This is a genomic window from Paenibacillus oralis, from assembly GCF_003863965.1.
Taxonomy (GTDB): Bacteria; Bacillota; Bacilli; order Paenibacillales; family Paenibacillaceae; genus Fontibacillus; species Fontibacillus oralis.
In genome coordinates, this window is the sequence record NZ_RRCN01000001.1 from 3105020 (window position 1) to 3124270 (window position 19251).

The 19251-nt window shown below is 53.6% G+C and carries 19 protein-coding genes; 16 read left to right on the top strand and 3 right to left on the bottom strand.

Translation table 11 applies throughout. From position 1 onward, the window contains the following. Positions 1-13: 13 nt before the first annotated feature. Entirely contained in the window at positions 14-730 is a 717-nt protein-coding gene (locus EHV15_RS14095; protein ID WP_128631769.1) for a DUF1129 family protein, read from the bottom strand. A gap of 250 nt (positions 731-980) precedes the next feature. Between EHV15_RS14095 and EHV15_RS14100 the strand changes: the two genes are divergently transcribed. The 3 genes from EHV15_RS14100 (at position 981) to EHV15_RS14110 (ending at position 3077) form a co-directional block, all read left to right on the top strand. Next, positions 981-1205 (top strand): hypothetical protein, encoded by a 225-nt coding sequence (locus tag EHV15_RS14100; RefSeq protein ID WP_128631770.1) that lies wholly within the window; start codon positions 981-983, stop codon positions 1203-1205. Between the two features lie 122 nt (positions 1206-1327). Further along, on the top strand, positions 1328-2146 hold the full coding sequence (locus EHV15_RS14105; RefSeq protein WP_128631771.1) for an alpha/beta hydrolase family protein: 819 nt from the start codon (positions 1328-1330) through the stop codon (positions 2144-2146). Positions 2147-2276: 130 nt separating this feature from the next. Next, positions 2277-3077: a DODA-type extradiol aromatic ring-opening family dioxygenase gene (locus EHV15_RS14110; RefSeq protein WP_128631772.1), complete on the top strand. Its 801-nt coding sequence runs from the start codon at positions 2277-2279 to the stop codon at positions 3075-3077. Between the two features lie 59 nt (positions 3078-3136). Here EHV15_RS14110 and EHV15_RS14115 read toward each other — a convergent pair whose 3' ends face one another. After that, positions 3137-3616: a DoxX family protein gene (locus tag EHV15_RS14115; protein ID WP_128631773.1), complete on the bottom strand. Its 480-nt coding sequence runs from the start codon at positions 3614-3616 to the stop codon at positions 3137-3139. Between the two features lie 155 nt (positions 3617-3771). Here EHV15_RS14115 and EHV15_RS14120 point away from each other — a divergent pair, with 155 nt between their 5' ends. From EHV15_RS14120 to corA, 8 genes are all read left to right on the top strand, one after another. After that, positions 3772-4839: a DUF3048 domain-containing protein gene (locus EHV15_RS14120; protein ID WP_128631774.1), complete on the top strand. Its 1068-nt coding sequence runs from the start codon at positions 3772-3774 to the stop codon at positions 4837-4839. Positions 4840-5049: 210 nt separating this feature from the next. Then, positions 5050-5664 (top strand): DUF47 domain-containing protein, encoded by a 615-nt coding sequence (locus tag EHV15_RS14125; RefSeq protein ID WP_036625812.1) that lies wholly within the window; start codon positions 5050-5052, stop codon positions 5662-5664. 86 nt (positions 5665-5750) lie between these two features. Then, on the top strand, positions 5751-6740 hold the full coding sequence (locus EHV15_RS14130) for an inorganic phosphate transporter (protein WP_036625809.1): 990 nt from the start codon (positions 5751-5753) through the stop codon (positions 6738-6740). Positions 6741-7298: 558 nt separating this feature from the next. After that, positions 7299-8846, top strand: a complete 1548-nt coding sequence (locus EHV15_RS14135) for a spore germination protein (protein ID WP_128631775.1) — start codon at positions 7299-7301, stop codon at positions 8844-8846. Positions 8847-8852: 6 nt separating this feature from the next. Further along, positions 8853-10067 carry a Ger(x)C family spore germination protein gene (locus tag EHV15_RS14140; RefSeq protein ID WP_128631776.1) on the top strand — a complete coding sequence of 405 codons (1215 nt, stop codon included), beginning with the start codon at positions 8853-8855 and terminating at the stop codon, positions 10065-10067. Further along, positions 10064-10291 carry a hypothetical protein gene (locus tag EHV15_RS14145; RefSeq protein WP_128631777.1) on the top strand — a complete coding sequence of 76 codons (228 nt, stop codon included), beginning with the start codon at positions 10064-10066 and terminating at the stop codon, positions 10289-10291. Before EHV15_RS14140 ends, EHV15_RS14145 begins: the two co-directional genes overlap by 4 nt. 10 nt (positions 10292-10301) lie before the next feature. Further along, positions 10302-11411 (top strand): GerAB/ArcD/ProY family transporter, encoded by a 1110-nt coding sequence (locus EHV15_RS14150; RefSeq protein WP_128631778.1) that lies wholly within the window; start codon positions 10302-10304, stop codon positions 11409-11411. Positions 11412-11487: 76 nt separating this feature from the next. Continuing rightward, entirely contained in the window at positions 11488-12447 is a 960-nt protein-coding gene (gene corA, locus EHV15_RS14155) for a magnesium/cobalt transporter CorA (RefSeq protein ID WP_128631779.1), read from the top strand. 34 nt (positions 12448-12481) lie between these two features. Here the strand turns inward: corA and EHV15_RS14160 are convergent, their stop codons facing one another. Continuing rightward, positions 12482-12979: a hypothetical protein gene (locus tag EHV15_RS14160; RefSeq protein ID WP_128631780.1), complete on the bottom strand. Its 498-nt coding sequence runs from the start codon at positions 12977-12979 to the stop codon at positions 12482-12484. A 244-nt stretch (positions 12980-13223) separates the two neighbouring features. On the opposite strand from EHV15_RS14160, the gene EHV15_RS14165 reads away from it, so the two are divergent. The 5 genes from EHV15_RS14165 (at position 13224) to EHV15_RS14185 (ending at position 18727) form a co-directional block, all read left to right on the top strand. Next, entirely contained in the window at positions 13224-13514 is a 291-nt protein-coding gene (locus tag EHV15_RS14165) for a YerC/YecD family TrpR-related protein (RefSeq protein WP_128631781.1), read from the top strand. A gap of 4 nt (positions 13515-13518) precedes the next feature. Further along, positions 13519-14379, top strand: coding sequence for a sirohydrochlorin chelatase (locus tag EHV15_RS14170; RefSeq protein WP_128631782.1), 861 nt, complete (start codon positions 13519-13521; stop codon positions 14377-14379). A 19-nt stretch (positions 14380-14398) separates the two neighbouring features. Continuing rightward, positions 14399-15280 (top strand): diacylglycerol kinase, encoded by an 882-nt coding sequence (locus EHV15_RS14175; RefSeq protein WP_128631783.1) that lies wholly within the window; start codon positions 14399-14401, stop codon positions 15278-15280. 710 nt (positions 15281-15990) lie between these two features. Further along, complete coding sequence (rlmD, locus tag EHV15_RS14180; RefSeq protein ID WP_128631784.1) at positions 15991-17766, top strand: 23S rRNA (uracil(1939)-C(5))-methyltransferase RlmD; 1776 nt, start codon at positions 15991-15993, stop codon at positions 17764-17766. Positions 17767-18022: 256 nt separating this feature from the next. After that, complete coding sequence (locus tag EHV15_RS14185; RefSeq protein ID WP_128631785.1) at positions 18023-18727, top strand: alpha/beta hydrolase; 705 nt, start codon at positions 18023-18025, stop codon at positions 18725-18727. Positions 18728-19251 lie beyond the last annotated feature (524 nt).

Here is a 19251-nt window from a genome sequence, read left to right on the forward strand (position 1 = left end):
GGCCCGTTTCCAATCACGCTTTGGAGCGCACCCGCAGCAAAACGATTTGCCCGGCCAGGCCGATCGCAAAAATGATCAGGCTGTCCCAAGGGGATACGGTGAACGCCGGCATAATCCGGTTCAGCAGCGTTCCCAAAGCGATAAGCAGCACTGCGCCGCCGATGTATATGCCCAGCGCCTTCAGATCGAACCGGCGGGGACCCGAAGGCTCCGGGGATTCCGCAGGTTCGGGGGAACCAACGGCCCGAGTGCGGCCGGGGCCAAGAAAGCGGATGACCAGCTCGACCAGTACAATCGACAACCCGCCGATGATGAGCAGCGACGAACTGCTGATCAGCGTGTATTCCAGCTCTCCGCCAAACCATTTGCTGAAAAAGCCGGTGATCATATAAATAAAGAAAACCCAGGTTAGAGCGACCCAGGGAATCATCGTATAATAGATGATTTTGTCTTTTAGGCTGCGGGGCGTGCGCGTGAGGACATCGTCCGCCAACTGGGCGCAATAAGCCTTGGGATCATCGCCGAACAGCTCCTTGGCGGACACGCCTCTGTCCTGATTTTTGACAATTTGCCGCGCCAGGCTAAGCAAAATCTCCTCCCCTTTGGCTTCGGTCAGCGAACTGGCTCCGGAGCGGAAATACATCACCATTTCCCCGAAATAACTTTCGTTCTCTGCTGTCATCTGCTGCCTTAATTTCTTGGTCTCTCCGATCATTTCATGGATGTACATGAAAGTATCTCTCCTCCCAGGTCCGTACAAGTCACTCTCAAACAAACCACATTCTGCCAAAAAATTACTAATTTTCTTCCGTAGTATACTGCAAAATTTGTCCGCTCCGCAAGGGTCCACAGGAGGGAATAGGGCAAACCAGGGAATGATGGACATTTGGTGAACAAGGTATAAAAACGCCCCATCCCTCCAAACACTACTTTAAAAGAGGCAGTTCAAAAAGTCATCTTTTGAGCAGGAGGCAGATACAGTGGGAAAATATGATTCGGAGCAGACCCGGAGGTATTTGCTTAACGAAAGCGCTCGGGGCAGTTTGGAAGAGATCGTTTCAAATGAGGCCGACCCGGAAGAAAACGCGGATTTTCTTTGCGGGGACGATTGCGGCGACCAGGAGCGCTTAGGCAATCAGCAATTCATGAAAGAGTGGGAAGGACGCGTGCAAACCCATGCCTATTTTAGGCAATCTTATGAATAGCCAGTGAGCCTGATTGACACGTTTTCCGGCCGGTGATAAGATAAGTTTTATAAAACACATTAAACTTATCGGAATTTAATGGATAGGGATTTTCCGGATATCCACGGGCGGGAGGCGGTTGTATGGAAAGACAAATTACGATCAAATATGGGAAAGAAGAAATTGCGGCGAATATCCATTATCCAAACAAACGGGAGGGGCGCTGCCAGCGCGCTCCGCTGGTTTTGATTTGCCACGGCTTTGTCGGCAACCGGATCGGCGTGGACCGGCTGTTTCTCAAAGCGGCCAGGGAGCTCGCGGCGGCCGGATTTCTCGTACTCCGGTTTGATTACGTCGGCTGCGGCGAAAGCAGCGGGAGCTACGGGGAACAGGACGTCGATTCCCTGATCGCCCAAACCCGCTCCGTGCTGGATTACGGTCTCGAATCCTTTGATATCGATCCGCAGCGGGTCACGTTGATCGGACACAGCCTGGGCGGGACCGTTGCGCTGCTGGCCGCCGTTAGGGACCGCCGGATCAAAAATCTCGTCCTATGGTCCTCCGTCGGATATCCTTTTAACGATATCGTAAAGATTACCGGGCGTGAAGTATATGACGAGGCCGTCAAACACGGGTCCGCCGATTACCTTGGCTACGGTTTGACGCCGCGGTTTTTCGATTCGCTGGGTTCATCGCAGCCCTACCAGGAAGCGCTCAAATTTCCCGGGGATGTGCTGGTGGTGCACGGAACTTCGGATGATACGATTCCGGTCGATTACGCTTTTCTGTATCAGAAGGTGTTTTGGATGCGTGCGGAAGGACGCTGCGACAAGGAGATTATTTTTCAGGCCAACCATACGTATTCTTCCGGGGAACATCAGGCCCAGCTCATCGGCAAAACGAAGGAATGGCTTGACAGCCTGGAGGCGATTCAGACGGATTGGCAGCACTGGATGATCTAAGTTTCGAGCGTTGGAGCGGGCGATAGCGAGGTGATGTGGCGATAAAAACATGCCGAACTGGTAAATAACTTCCTGTAGGGATACAATGGAGATAGATATCACCAATTTGGCGCAGGGAGGTTTGAGAGCGATGACTCAGCCTGCATTGTTTATCGCACACGGATCGCCGACTCTGGCAATCGAGCAAAATGCGTACACGAGCTTTCTCCGGCAACTGGGGCAAGCGACGCTGAAGCCGCCCAGAGCCGTTGTTATCTTCTCCGCACATTGGGATTCGCCCGATCAATGGCTGACGACGGACCGCAGGCATGAAACGCTGCATGATTTTTACGGTTTTCCCGAGGAAATGTACCGAATTCGCTACCCCGCCCCGGGCGATCCGGAGCTTAGTGAAGAGATCGGCTCCATGTTCCATGCCAACAATCTGCACTACCGGCTTTCCGAAGGAAGAGGGCTGGATCATGGGGCGTGGGTTGTGCTGCGCGCTATATTCCCGGAAGGCAACATCCCGGTGGTGGCGTTGTCCGTCGATTCCAAGCGCTCGCCCGAGGAGCAGTATGCCATCGGCAAGATGCTGACCGAACTTCGGCGGCAAAACGTTCTCATCATCGGCAGCGGCGGTTTGGTGCACAATTTGCGCATGATTGGAGACGAGGACAGCAAGCCGTTCCCCTGGGCTGTCGAATTTGACGATTGGATCGGGGAGCAGCTTGAGGGCTGGAATTTGCGTATGCTGTTTGATTACGATAAAAAGGCCCCCCATGTCCGAAACGCCATTCCTCCCTATGGCAGGGAGCATTTTGTGCCGCTGCTCTATGCGATGGGCGCCGCCGATGACGACCGGCAGGCCGTTAAGCTGTTCCAGGACTACCGGTGCGGCTGTTTAAGCCTCAACTGCTGGAAGTTCGGCGCCGAGGATGAAGACCGATAGAACATATTAAAAAGCGCAGAACCGATTTTTACGGTTGCTGCGCTTTTGTTGTTACTCGCTTAACGGCGGCCGAAGGATCTGCGGAAATAAGGAAGTATGTAGTGATCCAGACCGATGCGTCCGGCATTGGCTCCGGCAACGACGATAAAGATTTCAAGCAGGATCAATTGCGCATTCGTGCTGACTGTCCCGGAAAATAAGAAAGCGAAATTCATCACCATGCCGAAAAACGCGGCGATCCAGGTGAATGTCCCCAGAATAAGCCCGATTCCGACAAGCACTTCACCATAAGGGATGAGCACGTTAAATAATCCGACATTGGGCAGGGCGAAATGCTCAAGGAAGGATGCCCACCATCCCTGAACGGCGGGATGTTCTCCCGTGCTTTTCCCGATGGCGCCGTTCAGGAAGCCGGCGGCGTCGAATCCTCCCGTTACTTTGCCCCATCCGGACGTCAGCCACTGGTACCCGACGTAAAGCCGGATAAGCAGGAGCAGCCAGGAGGCTGACACGCTGTCGCGTAACCAAGAAACGATCATAATTCACCTCCTTTTCTGTCTATTGTACATGTTAGCTGAAAATATGAAAATCTAAAATTATCATTTTTCAAAATTTAGATGTGATCCTTGGCGTTTCCCAAGCGCTTTATTTCGACGTATAATGTAAAAAAAACGCATGGGATGACGGAGGTACGATGAACTTAATACGGTCTAAATTCGCTTTATTGCTGATCTTGTCGGTTTTCCTGCTGCTGATCTCCGGCTGCGGAGGAACGAAGGAGGCGGCTACCCGGGAGGTTATCACCCCTCCCGAGACAGTACCGGAGGAGACCGAGCCGCCCCAACCGGAGGTACCCGCTTACACGGCTCCGCTTACCGGGTTGCCGGCTGAAGCGCCGGTAACCCGCCGCCCGCTGGCGGTCATGATCAACAATGCCCCGGCCGCGCGCCCTCAGTCGGGCCTGATGGACGCCGATCTGGTGTATGAGGTGCTGGCCGAAGGCGGGGTAACCCGCATGGTGGCGATCTACCATAGCAAGGCGGACAGCGCCAAAATCGGCCCGATCCGCAGCATTCGCCCATACATGATCGATTTGGGGGAAAGCTATCACGGCGTATTGGTCCACGCGGGAGCGAGCAATGACGCGTTCGCCATTTTGCAGCGGCAGCATAAAGAGGACCTCGACGAGATTACGAATGCGGGGGCCTACTTCTGGCGGGACAAGTCCCGGAAGGCGCCGCACAACCTGTACTCGAATCCGGAGAAATTGCTCGAAGGGGCGGAGAAACGGGGATTTGCCACCGAAGATACGAACGTTCCGGGATATACGTTTTACCGGGAAGGGGAAGAACCCGTATCAGGACAAGCGGCAAGCCGGGTGGAGATCAAGTTTCGGCTGGACAATTACCGGGTGAGTTATGAATATGACGCGGCGAGCGGACGATATAAACGTTTCATTAACGGTAAGCCGCACACGGATTTGGAGACCGGCGAGCAACTCACGGCCGCCAATGTCGCGGTGCTGGGCGCCGAACACCGGGTGCTGGACGATGTGGGGCGCCTGGACGTCGATTTGGAGCTGGGCGGAGATGCGATCGTTTTTGAAAAGGGCAAAATGATCCGCGCAGAGTGGATACATAAACAAGGCGACATCATTCGCTTCATCGCGGACAATCAAGAGCTGCCATTTGTTCCCGGCAATACGTTTATTCATATCGTGCCCGATTCGCCGGATTTCGACAGCCATGTAGCCGTGGAATAGCGGGCGGGCGTTCTGGGGAAGTTTGTATTTTTATGGAGGGCAGAGGATATATCTGGTTTATTCAGGCAACTTTAAGCTAAAGGTCATGAAATGTTTGCGACATTTTTAACCATCTTTCGACCGATTGTGTTAAGATAATCAAGGCTGTGTAAAAACCGTGTAAAAGCACAGTCCGAAAGAATTACCTCATGCAGAGAAAAGGGGATACTGATGCGAGTGAAGAAGAAGGACATCTTTTTCCAGACGTTAGAAAACATGGCGGACACGATCGTGCATTCGGCGGATTATTTCGCCCAGCAGGTAGCGGAGTTCAAAGACGTGGAACAGTTCGCCAAAAAGATGAAGGAATTCGAATCCAAATGCGATGAATACACACATACCATTATCGTCGAATTGAACAAAACGTTTATCACCCCGATCGAACGCGACGACATCATGAACCTCATCACGGCGCTGGACGATGTCATAGACGGTTTGGAGGCGTCGACATCCCGGTTCTTCATGTACCACCTCTCCCAGCCGGACGAATACATCGCCCGCTTCGCGGAAATCTTGCGCAATTCGGCATACGAGATCCAAAAAGCGGTGCATTTGCTTTCCCAGAAAAAACTTCTCGCGATCCGCGAATACACGATCCGCTTGAACGACCTTGAGAACCAGGGGGACGAGCTGCTGCGGATTTGCATCAAGGAGCTGTTCCTGAAGGTGACGGACCCGATCGAACTGATCAAGAAGAAGGAAATTTACGAACGTCTGGAAACGACGACGGATGCCTGCGAGAAAGTAGCCAACATGCTGGAATCCATAATCATGCGTAATTCTTGAGCACTTCGCTTAACACTTGATATTCGGGAGGTTGGAATTGCGCGGGTTACACATATAGATAAACGATCTGTGCAAAAAGAAAAGATATGGATACGAGTTTACTGATCATTATCATCGTTATCATACTGGCGCTCGGATTTGACTTTATCAACGGTTTCCACGACACGGCAAATGCGATTGCGACTTCGGTATCCACCCGGGCGCTTAAGCCGCGCACGGCGATTATGCTGGCGGCGGTCATGAACTTCCTTGGAGCGATCATGTTCACCGGCGTCGCCAAAACGATCGGGGGCAGCGTGGCGGACCCGGCATCGCTGGACAACGGCCTTGAGATCCTGATTGCGACGCTGCTGGCGGCGATTATATGGAACTTGATTACGTGGTGGTTCGGCATCCCTTCTTCTTCTTCCCACGCTCTGATCGGCGCTTTGGCCGGCGCGGTGTATGTCGGCGGGGGGCCGGACAAGCTGAACTGGAACGGTTTTCGGACGATTGTCGAAGGGCTGGTTTTTTCCCCGCTGATCGCTTTTGCGATCGGTTATATCGTTATGCTGATTTTGAAGTGGATTTTTGCCTATCGCAGCCCGCATACGGTAAATAAAGGCTTCCGCTCAATGCAAATCATTACGGCGGCGCTGCAAAGCTTCACGCACGGCACCAACGACGCGCAGAAGGCGATGGGGATCATCACCTTTGCCCTGGTTACGGCGGAGTTCCAGGACCACATGGAAGTGCCGCTGTGGGTCAAAATCGCCGCGGCGACGGCGATGGCGCTGGGCACCTCGATCGGCGGCTGGAAAATCATCAAAACGATGGGCACGAAAATTTTCAAAATCGAACCGATTAACGGTTTCGCCGCGGACATGTCCGCCGCATCCGTCATTTTCGGCGCTACGCTGTTTCACCTGCCGGTAAGTACGACGCACGCCATCACATCGGCGATTTTGGGCGTCGGTTCGGCGAAGCGCTTCTCCGCCGTACGCTGGTCAATGGCCGGGCGGATCGTCGTCGCTTGGGTAATCACGATTCCGATCGTGGCCGTGATGGCCGGCGGCATTTATTTGTTGCTGTTTTAACGGTTTCGGATTACCCGCAAAAGCTTAGGTTTTCGAAGCGTTTTTTAGAACCAATAGCGGTTGTGGCAACCGTTAGAATCGTTTTACTGTTGGTGATATCAAAGAACTGCCGGAGCGAATTGCTCCGGCGGTTCTTTTTTTTCGGGCATGGAAGGGGGCGATGCTGGGGGCTAAGGGACACCAGAGCCGTTATTTGGGGAAAAACGGAGGTTTGCAAAATGTAACGGACACAGAAGACCTTATTTACCTCAAATCGGCCTGGATGAACTGGTTTAGAGCGAAATAGGGTCGCCTGTGTCCGTTAGGCTGGGAAATACCCGGGAAATGGGCGGATAAGGTCGCTGGTGTCCGTTAGAGAAACGTCCAAAGTTCAGGGAGAGCCTCCAATCGCTCCAAAGTAGAAGTCAGAGCCACTAAAGGTCGCCGTCAGGCGTTTTTCTTACATAAGCCAAAATGCCGGGAAATGAAATCGGACTTTTTGGTGAAAATAACGGAAAGAGGAAAACATATGTAAATCATGACCGAATTGACTTGACAGGATAGGTAAGGTGGCCCGCTATGAAAAAACGGTCTTCGCTTTCCCGAAAAAAGTCCGGAGAAAACACCCCAGCCGATGTTACGGCGCTGGTTCCATCGCTTGACCGGAATATCGAAACGCTGAAAAAAATTTTGGGCGAAGCCGACGATGTGATGTTCCGGTCTTTCCGGGTAGGCGGAGAACTGGCGGCGCAGCTCGTGTACATTCCCGACATGTCGGACAGACTGGAAATCGACAACAACGTCCTGAAACCGCTTATGGTGATGACCGATGCGGAACCCAGGGATTTGTCTTCGATCAAAAACCGGGTTTTGCCCGTCGGGTCGATCGAGGAAATCGCCGATGCCCACGAATGCGTCAGACAGTTGATTAAAGGTTATCCCTTGCTGCTGCTCGAGGACAGCGACCGGGCCCTGCTGCTTAAGATCGCCAAGTGGGATAAACGGTCGGTGGAAGAACCGCAGACCGAGCCGTCGTTGCGCGGCCCCCGGGAAGGCTTTACCGAATCGATTTCGACCAATTTGTCGCTCCTGCGGCGGAAAGTCCAAAGTGTCAAGCTGAAATTAAAATCGTTCCGGTTTGGCCGAAATACCGAAACCGAGGTTTATCTCGCTTATCTGGAAGGCATTGCGAAGCCGGCACTAATCCGGGAAGTGGAGAACCGCCTGAAACGCATCGATATGGACAGCCTGCTGGAAACCGGATACATTGAAGAGCTTACGGAGGACGATCCGTATTCTCCGTTTCCCCAACAGCAGTTTACGGAACGGGTCGATATCGCCGCGGCCGGGTTGCTTGAAGGCCGCATTGTCATCATGGTCGACGGTACGCCCGACGTGCTGATCGTTCCCGTAACGCTCGTTACGCTGCTGCAAGCGGCGGACGACTATTACAACCGCTCGTTATACTCCAGCTTGCTGCGCGTTCTTCGCTACTGCACACTGATTATTTCACTGACGCTTCCGGCGGTGTACGTCGCGCTTCTGACTTTCCATCAGGAGATGGTTCCGAGCAAACTCTTGATGAGCATCGCTTCCTCGCGGGAGGAAATCCCGTTTCCGACGATCGTGGAAGTGTTGATGATGCAGTTGGCGTTTGAGGTGCTGCGCGAGGCCGGGCTTCGTCTCCCGCGGCAAATCGGCTCGGCGGTGACGATCGTCGGCGCGCTCGTTGTGGGCGAAGCGGCGGTTTCCGCCGGCCTCGTATCGGCGCCGATCGTCATTATCATCGCCTTTACGGGCATCGCGGGATTTACGGCTCCACATTATTCGCTGGAGTTCTCCGTCCGCCTGCTGCGCCTCCTGCTCATCCTGGCCGGAGGGACGCTCGGGATTCTTGGCGTCATGTACGGTCTGATCGCCATTGCGATCCATCTGTGCACACTGCGTTCTTACGGAGTGCCTTATTTGTCCCCGATCGCGCCGTTTGTGGCGAGCGACATAAAGGACGCGGTGATCCGGGTGCCGTGGTGGAAGATGCTCATACGTCCAAGCTTTTCGGGCAGAAACAATCGCCGGCGCCTTGCGCCGGGGCAGCGTCCGAATCCGGGGAAAGGCGGGGAACATTGAAGCGATATGCGAAAAAGTAAAGCGATATCCACCATGTTTCTGCTCGGCAAACAGCTTTTGCCTATATTGGCAGGAGTGGCGTTGCTGTCCTTGACCGGCTGCTGGGACAAGGATGAAGTGAACAGTTTGGCGATCGTCACGAGCGCGGGCTTTGACCGGGCGGAGGACGGAACCATCGAACTGACTTTGGAAATCGCCGCTCCGCAGCAGGAGGAGAGCGGCAAGCCGCCAAGCGGGAATCAAAAACAAAAGAACGGAAAAACGGTCATACGCACCGCGGCCGGCAAAACGGCGGCAGATGCGCAGGGCCGGCTGCAAATGATGCTGCCGCGTACGATTTATTGGGGACAATTGCAAGTGCTGGTTGTCGGGGAAGCCCTCGCGAGGGACGGGTTGCGCGAGCAGATGGATTACCTGATGCGCGACAATGAAATCCGCCTGCGGGTTATACCTTTCGTCACCCGCGGAAAGGTCCGGGACTTTTTCGAATCACCTTATTTGCTGGAACAGACGAAAGCCGGCTTTCTGCAGAGCGAAGCGTCGCGGGTTTTTCATAAGCCGTTGACGATAAGTCAATTGGTTCAGCGTATAACCGGTGATCAGAATGGAGCGATCCTGCCCTTTGTGGATGTTCCGCAAGAAGGAGGGGGTGATGGCGGGGATCCGTATATCAAGGGTTACGCGATCTTAAGCCGGGGACGGATGGTCGGCACGATGACGGGGGACTCGTTCCTCGCCGCGAAATGGGTGATGAATCAATTGAAAAACGATGTTCAAACCGTAAACGTGGGGAGCGGATCTCGCTCCCGCGTAACGCTTGAGATCACCGTTTTGAACTCCCGCTTGATTCCATCCCGTCAGGAAGGGGAATGGCAAATGGAAATCCGCATCGGCTCGGAACTAAGCATGATCCAAAACACAACCCGTCTGTCCATGGCCGATCCGCAACATGCCCGGAAGCTTGAAGCGGCGATGGCTGAACATATGCGGGAGATGGTCGAGCAGAGTGTAAAAGAGGCACAGCGCATGCGTACCGATATTTTCGGTTTCGGGGAAGCGATCAACCGCCAAAATCCCCGCGAATGGAAAAAGCTTGCCCCCCGTTGGGATCGCATCTTTCCCCAGATGGCCGTCAGGGTGAAGGTTAAGACGGACTTGCGCCGCATCGGCATGAACAGCGTTCCCGTCGGGTTACCGCAACAGGAGGGGAAAAAGCAATGATCTGGCTGAAAATTGCGGGCATATCGCTGATCGCCGCTTTGATCGTCAGGTTCGAGTGGGTCCGTCTGAACGAAGGCAGCACCCGGGAACGGGTGGTGCTCGTCGCCGTGATGGCCATAGGCTGGGTCTCTGCTCTGCTGATCGTTCTATTTCCGGAAATACCGGGACCGCTTATGTTGATCGATAGCTTGTACCGGCCGCTTTCCGGCTTAATAAGTGGATGAGGTGCTGTAAATGGTGGAAAAGGGAAAGATTACCCAGGGGCAGTTTGCGCTTCTTATATATGCTATCCTCGTCTACGACGGGATTCTGCTGATTCCGAAACTCACGGGACAGGCGGCGGAGCGCGATTTATGGCTGTCCCCCATTTGGGGGAATTTGGCCGGATTAATCTTCCTGCTTGCGATGCTTCGCTTGAGCCGCATGTTTCCGGAGGAAACGATCATGGGGTACAGCCAGCGTATATTGGGCAGGTACGTTGGAAAAGCAGCGGGGATTGCCATCGTGTTTTACATGGCCTATCAGACCAGCACCATCTTGCGGATTTACAGCGGCTTTATTTCCTCCGTGTTTTTGGAAAAAACGCCCCCCGTTGTTGCTACCGGAGGCGTTATGTTTCTTGTTTCCTATGCGGTCAGGGGAGGCGTGGAGACGCTGGGACGCTTGGCGCAGCTTTTTTTGCCGATTACGATCGTCGTTTTTGCGCTGCTCGTTGTCCTGACCATTCCCGACTGGGACGTGTCTAATGTTCTGCCGATTCTTGCGAATGGCCTGGCCCCCTCTATCAAGGGCGCGACCGTTCCGATTACCTGGTTCGGGGCGTATATTGCTCTGGGGTTTTATTTGCCGTTGTTGTCGAACCGCCGGAAGGTAACGCTTTACAGCTTAGGGGCCTGGCTGCTGATGATGATAACGCTTGTCGTGTCGGGCCTCATTTCGATCTTTCTGTTCGGGCAGCATGCCAGTATGCTGAATTATCCGTTCATCGAAGTCGTCCGGTACATTGCGATTGGTGAATTTTTCCAGCATATCGATGCTTTGCTGCTGGCCGTATGGCTGCCCGGCACGTTTGTCGAATTGGCCGTCTACCAGTATGCCGCGGTTTTGGGAACGGCTGAGGGGATCGGCTTGAAGGATTACCGGGCGCTCGCCCTGCCGATCGGATTTTTGATATTGATCATGAGCTTCTGGAGTCCATACAGCGACGTGGATTTTGACTGCTACTTGGCGACGAGCCACGTTTTTCTGGACTCTACGTTTTTCGTCCTTGGCCTGCTCCTCTTCTTGACGGCTTGGGTCCGCGGCAGGCTGGGGGCTCGAAAGCCAAATGGGGGCCGGAGTTAAATTGCGAAAAGGGGTGTTTTCGCGTACGCTAAAATCATCAACAGGCGTGGCATGAAGAAAGGGGGGGGGAAACGGCTTGATCAGAGTGATGGGGATGACGCACGACCATAAGGTCGTTCAGGACATTCCGCTGGAGCGGTCGCTTGACGAGAAATACGTATGGATCTGGGCCGATTTTAACGAACCGGCGCCGGAGGAAACCGAAGGGCTCGGTTCTTTTTTCCGGTTTCATCCATTGGCGATCGAGGACTGTCTGCATGTGCTGCAACGCCCCAAAATGGACTATTACGAGGATTATCAGTTTCTGGTGCTGCACGCCCTGGACCCGGACACCTTGGGTACGGTGGAAGTGAACCTGTTTATCGGAGACAAATATTTGGTGTCGTTCCATCAGCGCAGGCTGCAGGAAATGGACGAGGCATGGAAAAACATGCTGCAGCGGGCCCATGACCGGAAGGTTTGGGTGCACGGGCCTTATTCCGCGGCGTATATGGTGATCGACAGTCTGGTGGATCAGTATTTCCCTTGCGTGTATGCGATCGAGGACGAGCTGGATGAACTGGAAAAAATGGGGATCCATGAATCGGTGGAACTGCTGATGAACCAGGTGTTCGACCTGCGGAGCCGGCTGCTGAAGCTGCGGCGGACGATCGTGCCGATGCGCGATTTGATGTACCGCATCTTGAATTCGCAGCATGTACAAGGCGATAAGGAGCCGCGCGCTTATTATGCGGACATTCACGACCATCTGCTGAAGCTGTCCGAAATGATCGAGGCCGACCGGGAAATGACCGCGGATTTGCGCGACTCCTACATTTCGCTGAATTCCAACCGGATGAACGGGATCATGAAAACGCTGACCGTTATTACGACGGTGTTTATGCCGCTGACGCTGATCGCCGGCATCTACGGGATGAATTTTGTCTATATGCCCGAGCTGTCTTGGAAATACGGTTATTTTGGCGTCTTAGCCGTGATGCTGGCGCTCGGCGGGTGGATGATTCTCTGGTTCGGCAAGCGGGGCTGGTTTAAGTAATGCCGGGCAGCACCGCAAGGCAAACGCCGCCGGATTAACGGCGGCGCTTGCCCGACTTGCTGCTGCCGCTGCGCCCCCGGCCGCTGCTGCCGCGTTTGCGCGAGCCGCTGCGGCTTTTTTTGCGGCGGCGGGGCCGGTACTCCTCTTGCCGTCCTGCGGAGCCGCCGCCTTGCCGCTTTTTACCGAACGGAAGGAGGCTGGCAATCATTTTGGCCATCGGGGCGAACTGTTGAACGGTCTGCATCACCTTTTGCACCTTGCCGACGGTGGCCAGAATCCCTTCGACGCCGCCAAGCTTGTCGACGATTCCTTTCAGATCGCCCAGATTGGAAAGACTGCCGGCCGCACCCAAGGAGCCGCCCGCCGCTGCGCCCGGAACCGCGCTGAACGGTTCGATGGACGGCGGAGTATAAGGCGCGAGCGCCGTAGAATCGGTCGGGACCGATTCAAGAGGATTTACCCCCGGGTAATAGTCGGTATACGGAAATGCCGTTGGCGCTGTGCTCTGCCGGTAAGCATGATGATGTGGCATGGTATCACTGTCCTTTTTAGGGTATTTTATCGGAACGCCTTTTTTTGGGGATATAGGCGTGTGTAATACTATACTTTATGAGACCCGGGCGCGCTGCGTATGGACGAATGTCCCGGTTGCGGTGGGTGTTCGCGGATTTTGGGCGTTCTTTCTGTAATGCGTGAAACCGTTAATGCTTGAAAAGGGGGACTCCGCTCGGGTACAATGGGGGTGTGGTTAAGTAACGGTAGGGGATGATTATTCAGTGCAGCTGAAGAAATTGAATGACAAAACGATCGATCAATTATTCGAAGCTATTTTAACGTTAAAAGACATTGAGGAATGTTATATTTTTTTCGACGATTTGTGCACGATAAATGAAATCCAATCGATGTCCCAGCGGCTGGAAGTTGCGCGGATGCTCGGCAAAGGCAGCACGTACAACCAGATCGAGGCGGAAACCGGGGCCAGCACGGCGACGATCTCCCGCGTGAAGCGCTGCCTGAATTACGGCAACGACGGGTACAAGATGACGCTGGACCGTTTGGGGCGGTAAGCCGATGCAGGAAAAGATTCGGACGGCGGACAAGGGGCGGGCGGCAAAGGCTCGGCCGCTTCAGGAGTCGCCGCCCTTGGACTCGCTTGCTGCAAAACCGGGAGTGCTGGTGATCAGCCACGGGTCTCCCGACGCTCATTGGATAGCTCTGGTGGACGAGGCTGTCGCGGAAGCGGCTGCTTGTTTGCCCGCGGACCTTCCCGTGGTGTCGGCGTTCCTGGAAATCGTCGAGGGGCGTCTTATTCAGGACGGGATAAACGAGCTGGAAGCGCAAGGAGTGACAGATATGATTGTCATTCCTTTATTTGTATCTTCGGGCAGCACGCATATCGATGAGATCGCTTACGCGCTGGGCGTAAAGGATACGCCGGAGAAGGAAACCGATCTGGAAAGATTCCGGGTATCCGCCCGCGTGTTTTTTGGCGATCCTATAGATGATGATCCACTGGTCGCCGAGATGGTCTGGGACAAGGTAAAAGGGCTGTCGGCGCGTCCGGATCGCGAGGTGCTTTTGCTCGTGGGCCATGGCAGCATCCATGAGGCATTTCTGAAACGCTGGGAGCGGGGAATTTCTTCGCTGGCCGCGCGGGTGGGGCAAATCAGCGGGCTGGTAGCGGCCGACTATGCTCTGCTTAATCCGGACAGCGTGCGCCGCAAAGTAGGCTATTGGACGGAGAAGCACGGGTATGACGTCATCGTGGCCCCTTTGTTTTTAAGCGCCGGGTATTTTACCAAAACGATGATTCCTTCCCGGTTAAACGGGCTATCGTACCGGTATTCGGGGGATGCCCTGCTGCCGCATCCGCTCCTGTCCCGCTGGATGTCGCAGCATATTTTGCATATAATGGGATCATTGACAATATGAAAATCAGGTGGCGTTAGGAATGAAAAGAGCTAGGTTGATTTATAATCCCACCTCGGGAAGGGAAGAAATGCGGCGCATTTTGCCGGATGTACTGGAGCGTCTGGATCGCCACGGCATCGAAACGTCCTGTCACGCGACGGCAGGGGCGGGGGATGCTACGCGCGAAGCCGCCGAGGCGGTGGGGCGTGGATACGACATCATCATCGCGGCCGGCGGCGACGGTACGCTGAATGAGGTCGTGAACGGCATGGCCGGGAAAAGCAATCTGCCGCCGCTCGGCATTTTCCCGCTGGGGACGACCAACGATTTCGCCCGGGCGATGGGAATACCGAGGCGCTGGGAGGATTATTGCGACCTGGTCATCGAGAATAAGACGAGACCGATCGACATCGGCAAAGTCAACGGCCGGCATTTTATCAACATCGCCGGGGGCGGGAAGCTGACGGAACTGACGTATGAGGTCCCCAGCCGGCTGAAGACGCTGATCGGCCAGCTCGCTTATTATATGAAGGGCATTGAAAAGATGGCCAGCCTGTCGCCGACGGAGCTGATTTTTCAGGCCGAGGGGTACGAGGTCATCGAAGGCGAATTCATGTTGTTCCTGATCGCCAACAGCAACTCGGTCGGCGGCTTCGAGAAGCTGGCGCCGGATGCGCGCATCGACGACGGGCTGCTGGACGTCATCGCCCTCAAGAAATGCAACCTGGCGGAGTTTATCCGCCTGGTGACGATGGCGCTGCGCGGCGATCATTTCAGCGATCCGCACGTGCTGTACTTTAAGACGCGGCGGATGGAAGTCACCTCGCCGGCCCGCGTGCAGCTCAACCTCGACGGGGAGCTGGGCGGCGAGCTGCCGGGCGTGTTCGAGATTTTGCCGCAGCATTTGCAGATTTTTGCTTAGTGCTTAGTGCTTGGGAGAAGCACTAATATTGGCGTAGGGTCCCCCGCCGGGATGGCGGGGGATTTGTGCGCTGGGTGGATGTGAGTCGTTCGCTGGCGGCATGTTAACGAGTTGTGCGCTGGCTGGGTGCTAGCCGTATGCTGTCCGTGTGTTGACGATTCGTGCGCTAGTTGCACCCTAACCGTATGCTGACCGCACGCTGGCTGTAGGTTGACTGTAGGTTGACTGTAGGTTGACTGGACGCCGGTTGCACGATAACTCTATGCTAACTACACATTGACTGCACGCTAACTGAACGATAACTGAACGAACCCGTATGCTCTCACAAGTTTGGCCACCCATATGCTACCTCGTACGGCTACCCGTGCGCTAACGGACCTCAGAGACGCTAAAAGGCTAAAAATGAGCGCGGCAAAATTGTAACGGACAGAGGAGCCGTTATTTGCGTCAAACAGTCCCAAATCGTCCGGTTTGAGGGCGAATAGCGTCATCTGAGTCCGTTAGCGCGGGAAATACCGGGGAAATGAGCGAATAAGGTCTCTCCTGTCCGTTAGGGAAACGGCCCCGAGAACCAAAGTTTGGATACAATTGGCCGGGCTTGGGTTATGATGATGATAGTGAGCGAATAAACAAAACCAACAAGTTTCGAGGCGGAAGCGACCTTCGAACTTTTCGCATAAATCTTTGGTAAAACGTGAAGGAGCAGTTCCATGACTAAGCAACGAAAAAGCTTCAAAGCCGGTTTCGGCGGTAGAGCGGGTGGAGGTACAGGGAAAGGCAGACGCGGACGGTCTTTTGAAAGTAATGGAGAAGTAACTGGCAGCGGGGAGAAGCATATGCGGAACGCGGCAGCCACGGCGAAGCTTACCGGGCTTCTTGTCGCCAAAAACGATGAACTTGTCATCGACATCATCGGGATGAATCACGACGGGGAGGGCGTGGGGCGGGCCGAAGGCTACACGCTGTTTGTGGCCGGGGCGCTGCCGGGGGAGAAAGCCCGCGTCAAGGTGCTGAAGACGAAAAAGCAGTACGGATACGCCAAGCTGCTTGACGTCGTGCAGGCTAGCCCGGACCGCGTGGCGGCGCCTTGCCCGATCTACGACCAGTGCGGAGGTTGCCAGCTGCAGCACTTGAGTTACGAGGGGCAGCTGGCCTGGAAGCGGCAGCACGTTGTCGATGCGCTGGAGCGGATCGGCAAGCTGCGCGTGGCGAGGGCGGCGCAACCGGACGTGTCAGACGTGGTGCCCACAGCGGCACAGTCGGTATCCCCGCCTTCCGGTGCGGCTGACTCGGCCGGCAGCATGCACGGGGGCGCCATTGCGGCGGGCGGAGGTATAACCAACTCTGCGAAGAACGTACCAGGCATGGACTCGGCAATTGCCGAAGATGCAGTTCCAAGCGGCCTCGGTACGGATGGGGCCGCTGGCAGCGACGGCAGCCTCACCGTGCTGGAGCAAGGCATCGTCGTCCGCCCGACGCTGGGCATGGACGAGCCTTGGCGCTACCGCAACAAGGCGCAGGTGCCGATCGGCGTCACCGAGGGCGGCCTGGTCGGCGGCTTTTACGCCCGCGGCAGTCATCGCATCGTCGATATGGAAACGTGCCTGATTCAGCACGAACATAACGACGATATCGTTACCCGCGTCAAAGCGATCGGCCGCCAGCTTGGCGTCACCGCCTACAACGAGGAGAGCGGGCGCGGCTTGCTGCGCCATGTCGTCGTGAAGAAGGCGTTCCGCACGGGGGAGATGATGCTGGTCCTCGTCACCAACGGGCGGGACATCCCGCATGCCGATGCCTGGATCGGCCTCATCCGGGAGCAAACCCCGCAGGTGGTCAGCATCTGCCAAAACGTAAACACGAAGCAGACCAACGTCATCTTCGGAGACGAAACGCGTGTCCTCTGGGGGCGAGACGTGATTTATGATTATATTGGCGAGGTACAGTTTGCGATCTCGGCGCGTTCTTTTTACCAGGTGAATCCGCTCCAAACGGAGGTTCTGTATAACAAAACGGTGGAGTACGCCGGGCTGACTGGCAAGGAAACCGTTATTGACGCCTATTGCGGAATCGGCACGATTTCGCTGTTTTTGGCGCAGCATGCAGACCAGGTGTACGGGGTAGAGATTGTTAAAGAGGCGATAGAGGATGCACGCCGCAATGCGCAACTGAACGGAATGACCAACGTGAAATTCGAGGTTGGCGCCTCGGAGGACGTCATCCCACGTTGGAAGGAGCAGGGTATTGAAGCCGACGTTATCGTCGTCGACCCGCCACGCAAAGGCTGCGATCCGCGCCTGCTGGAAACGATTTTCGAAATGAAGCCGGAGCGCGTGGTGTACGTGTCGTGCAACCCTTCGACGCTGGCACGGGATTTGCGCGTGCTGGAGGACGGCGGGTACCGGACGGTGGAGGTGCAGCCGGTGGATATGTTCCCGCATACGGTGCATGTGGAATCTGTGACTTTACTGGTGAGGGACGTGTAGGCCCCAAATAAACCCATGCTATTCATAATAAACTCGTGCTAAAAAATTGAATAAAGACGTGATAAAATCCGGGAATGGATAAAGGGGAAAACCCTGAGCCATCAAGCCGTTCCCCTGTTTTTGTATCAAGACATTATTAAGACAATAATAAAGTTTTGATAGAAAAAGTTGGGTTGAAAATTGAGGATATGATATGCGTAACAAAATAGTATACAACTACCTATGGAGGGTAACACCTCAATAATTTGGAGGATAAATGTTAAAAGAAAGTATTTTAATAGATGATATTCCTGCTATTTTGTGGGGAAACGACAGCACGGAAATATTTATTGCTGTACATGGCAATATGTCTTCAAAATCAGATATTCCGATTCGTATTCTAGCCGAAAAAGTTGTTCCATTGGGCTATCAAGTCCTCAGTTTTGATTTGCCTGAACACGGCGATAGAAAAAATAGTTCTAAGCTTTGTAAAGTGCAAAACTGCGTTTCTGATTTGAAGAAGGCTTTTGAATTTGCACACACGAAATCAAATACTATCAGCCTATGGGCAAATAGTATGGGAGCATATTTTAGCTTGTTAGCTTATAAAGATGAAGTTTTAAAGCAAAGCCTATTTCTTTCACCTGTTTTAGACATGAGCCGAATGATTCAAAATATGATGAAATGGTTTGATATTACAGAAGAACATCTGTGCAGAGAAAAAGAAATATCTACACCTATTGGTCAAATCCTACATTGGGATTATTACCAGTATGTTATCAAGAATCCAATTATAAAATGGGATTCTCCAACTTCAATTTTATATGGAAAAAAAGACGAACTGTGTGAGTATGATGTCATATCAACATTTATCACAAAATTTAATTGCAATCTTGCTGTTTCAAATGCTTCCGAGCATTATTTTCACACAGAAGAAGATTTGAGTATTTATGGAAAATGGCTCGAAAAGAATATCTTTTGATAAGAGCACGCTTAGATATTAGATAATCTGAAATCAAGAGACTACGTTTTTAGGTTGACTTCCATGACCTTACAGACTTAGCCTCTTTTTTATCATGTCTATTCTGAAGTTAAACTCTCTTTTGCTAATCATTAAATAATCTCAAAAATAGGGGGCTACATAATAAAATAAAAAGGACGGCTGTCTCAACCGCCCCGAAAGTGAGCAAATGCCATTCCTTTGGTTAAGGTTTGTACTCCCTGTCACCTCGACACATGTTGAGGCCGTATTAAAGCTATGTCGAGTCGATATGTAGAGGTGCTTAATTGTAGCTTCCTATGTCCTTTACGAGCTGGGGAAAAGTTTATAGAAATAAGGTATGGCACAACAAAATAAATGTTTCGATTTTTTTGGATTTAAAGTGGTTGGACACATCCGATGTATGATTATCGCCTTTCTGGTTCATCCAGGGAGGCGTGTTTGCTTTTTAAAGCCCTTTTCTAATACTGAGGGACATCGAATCCAACAAAGGAGGTTGCCAATAG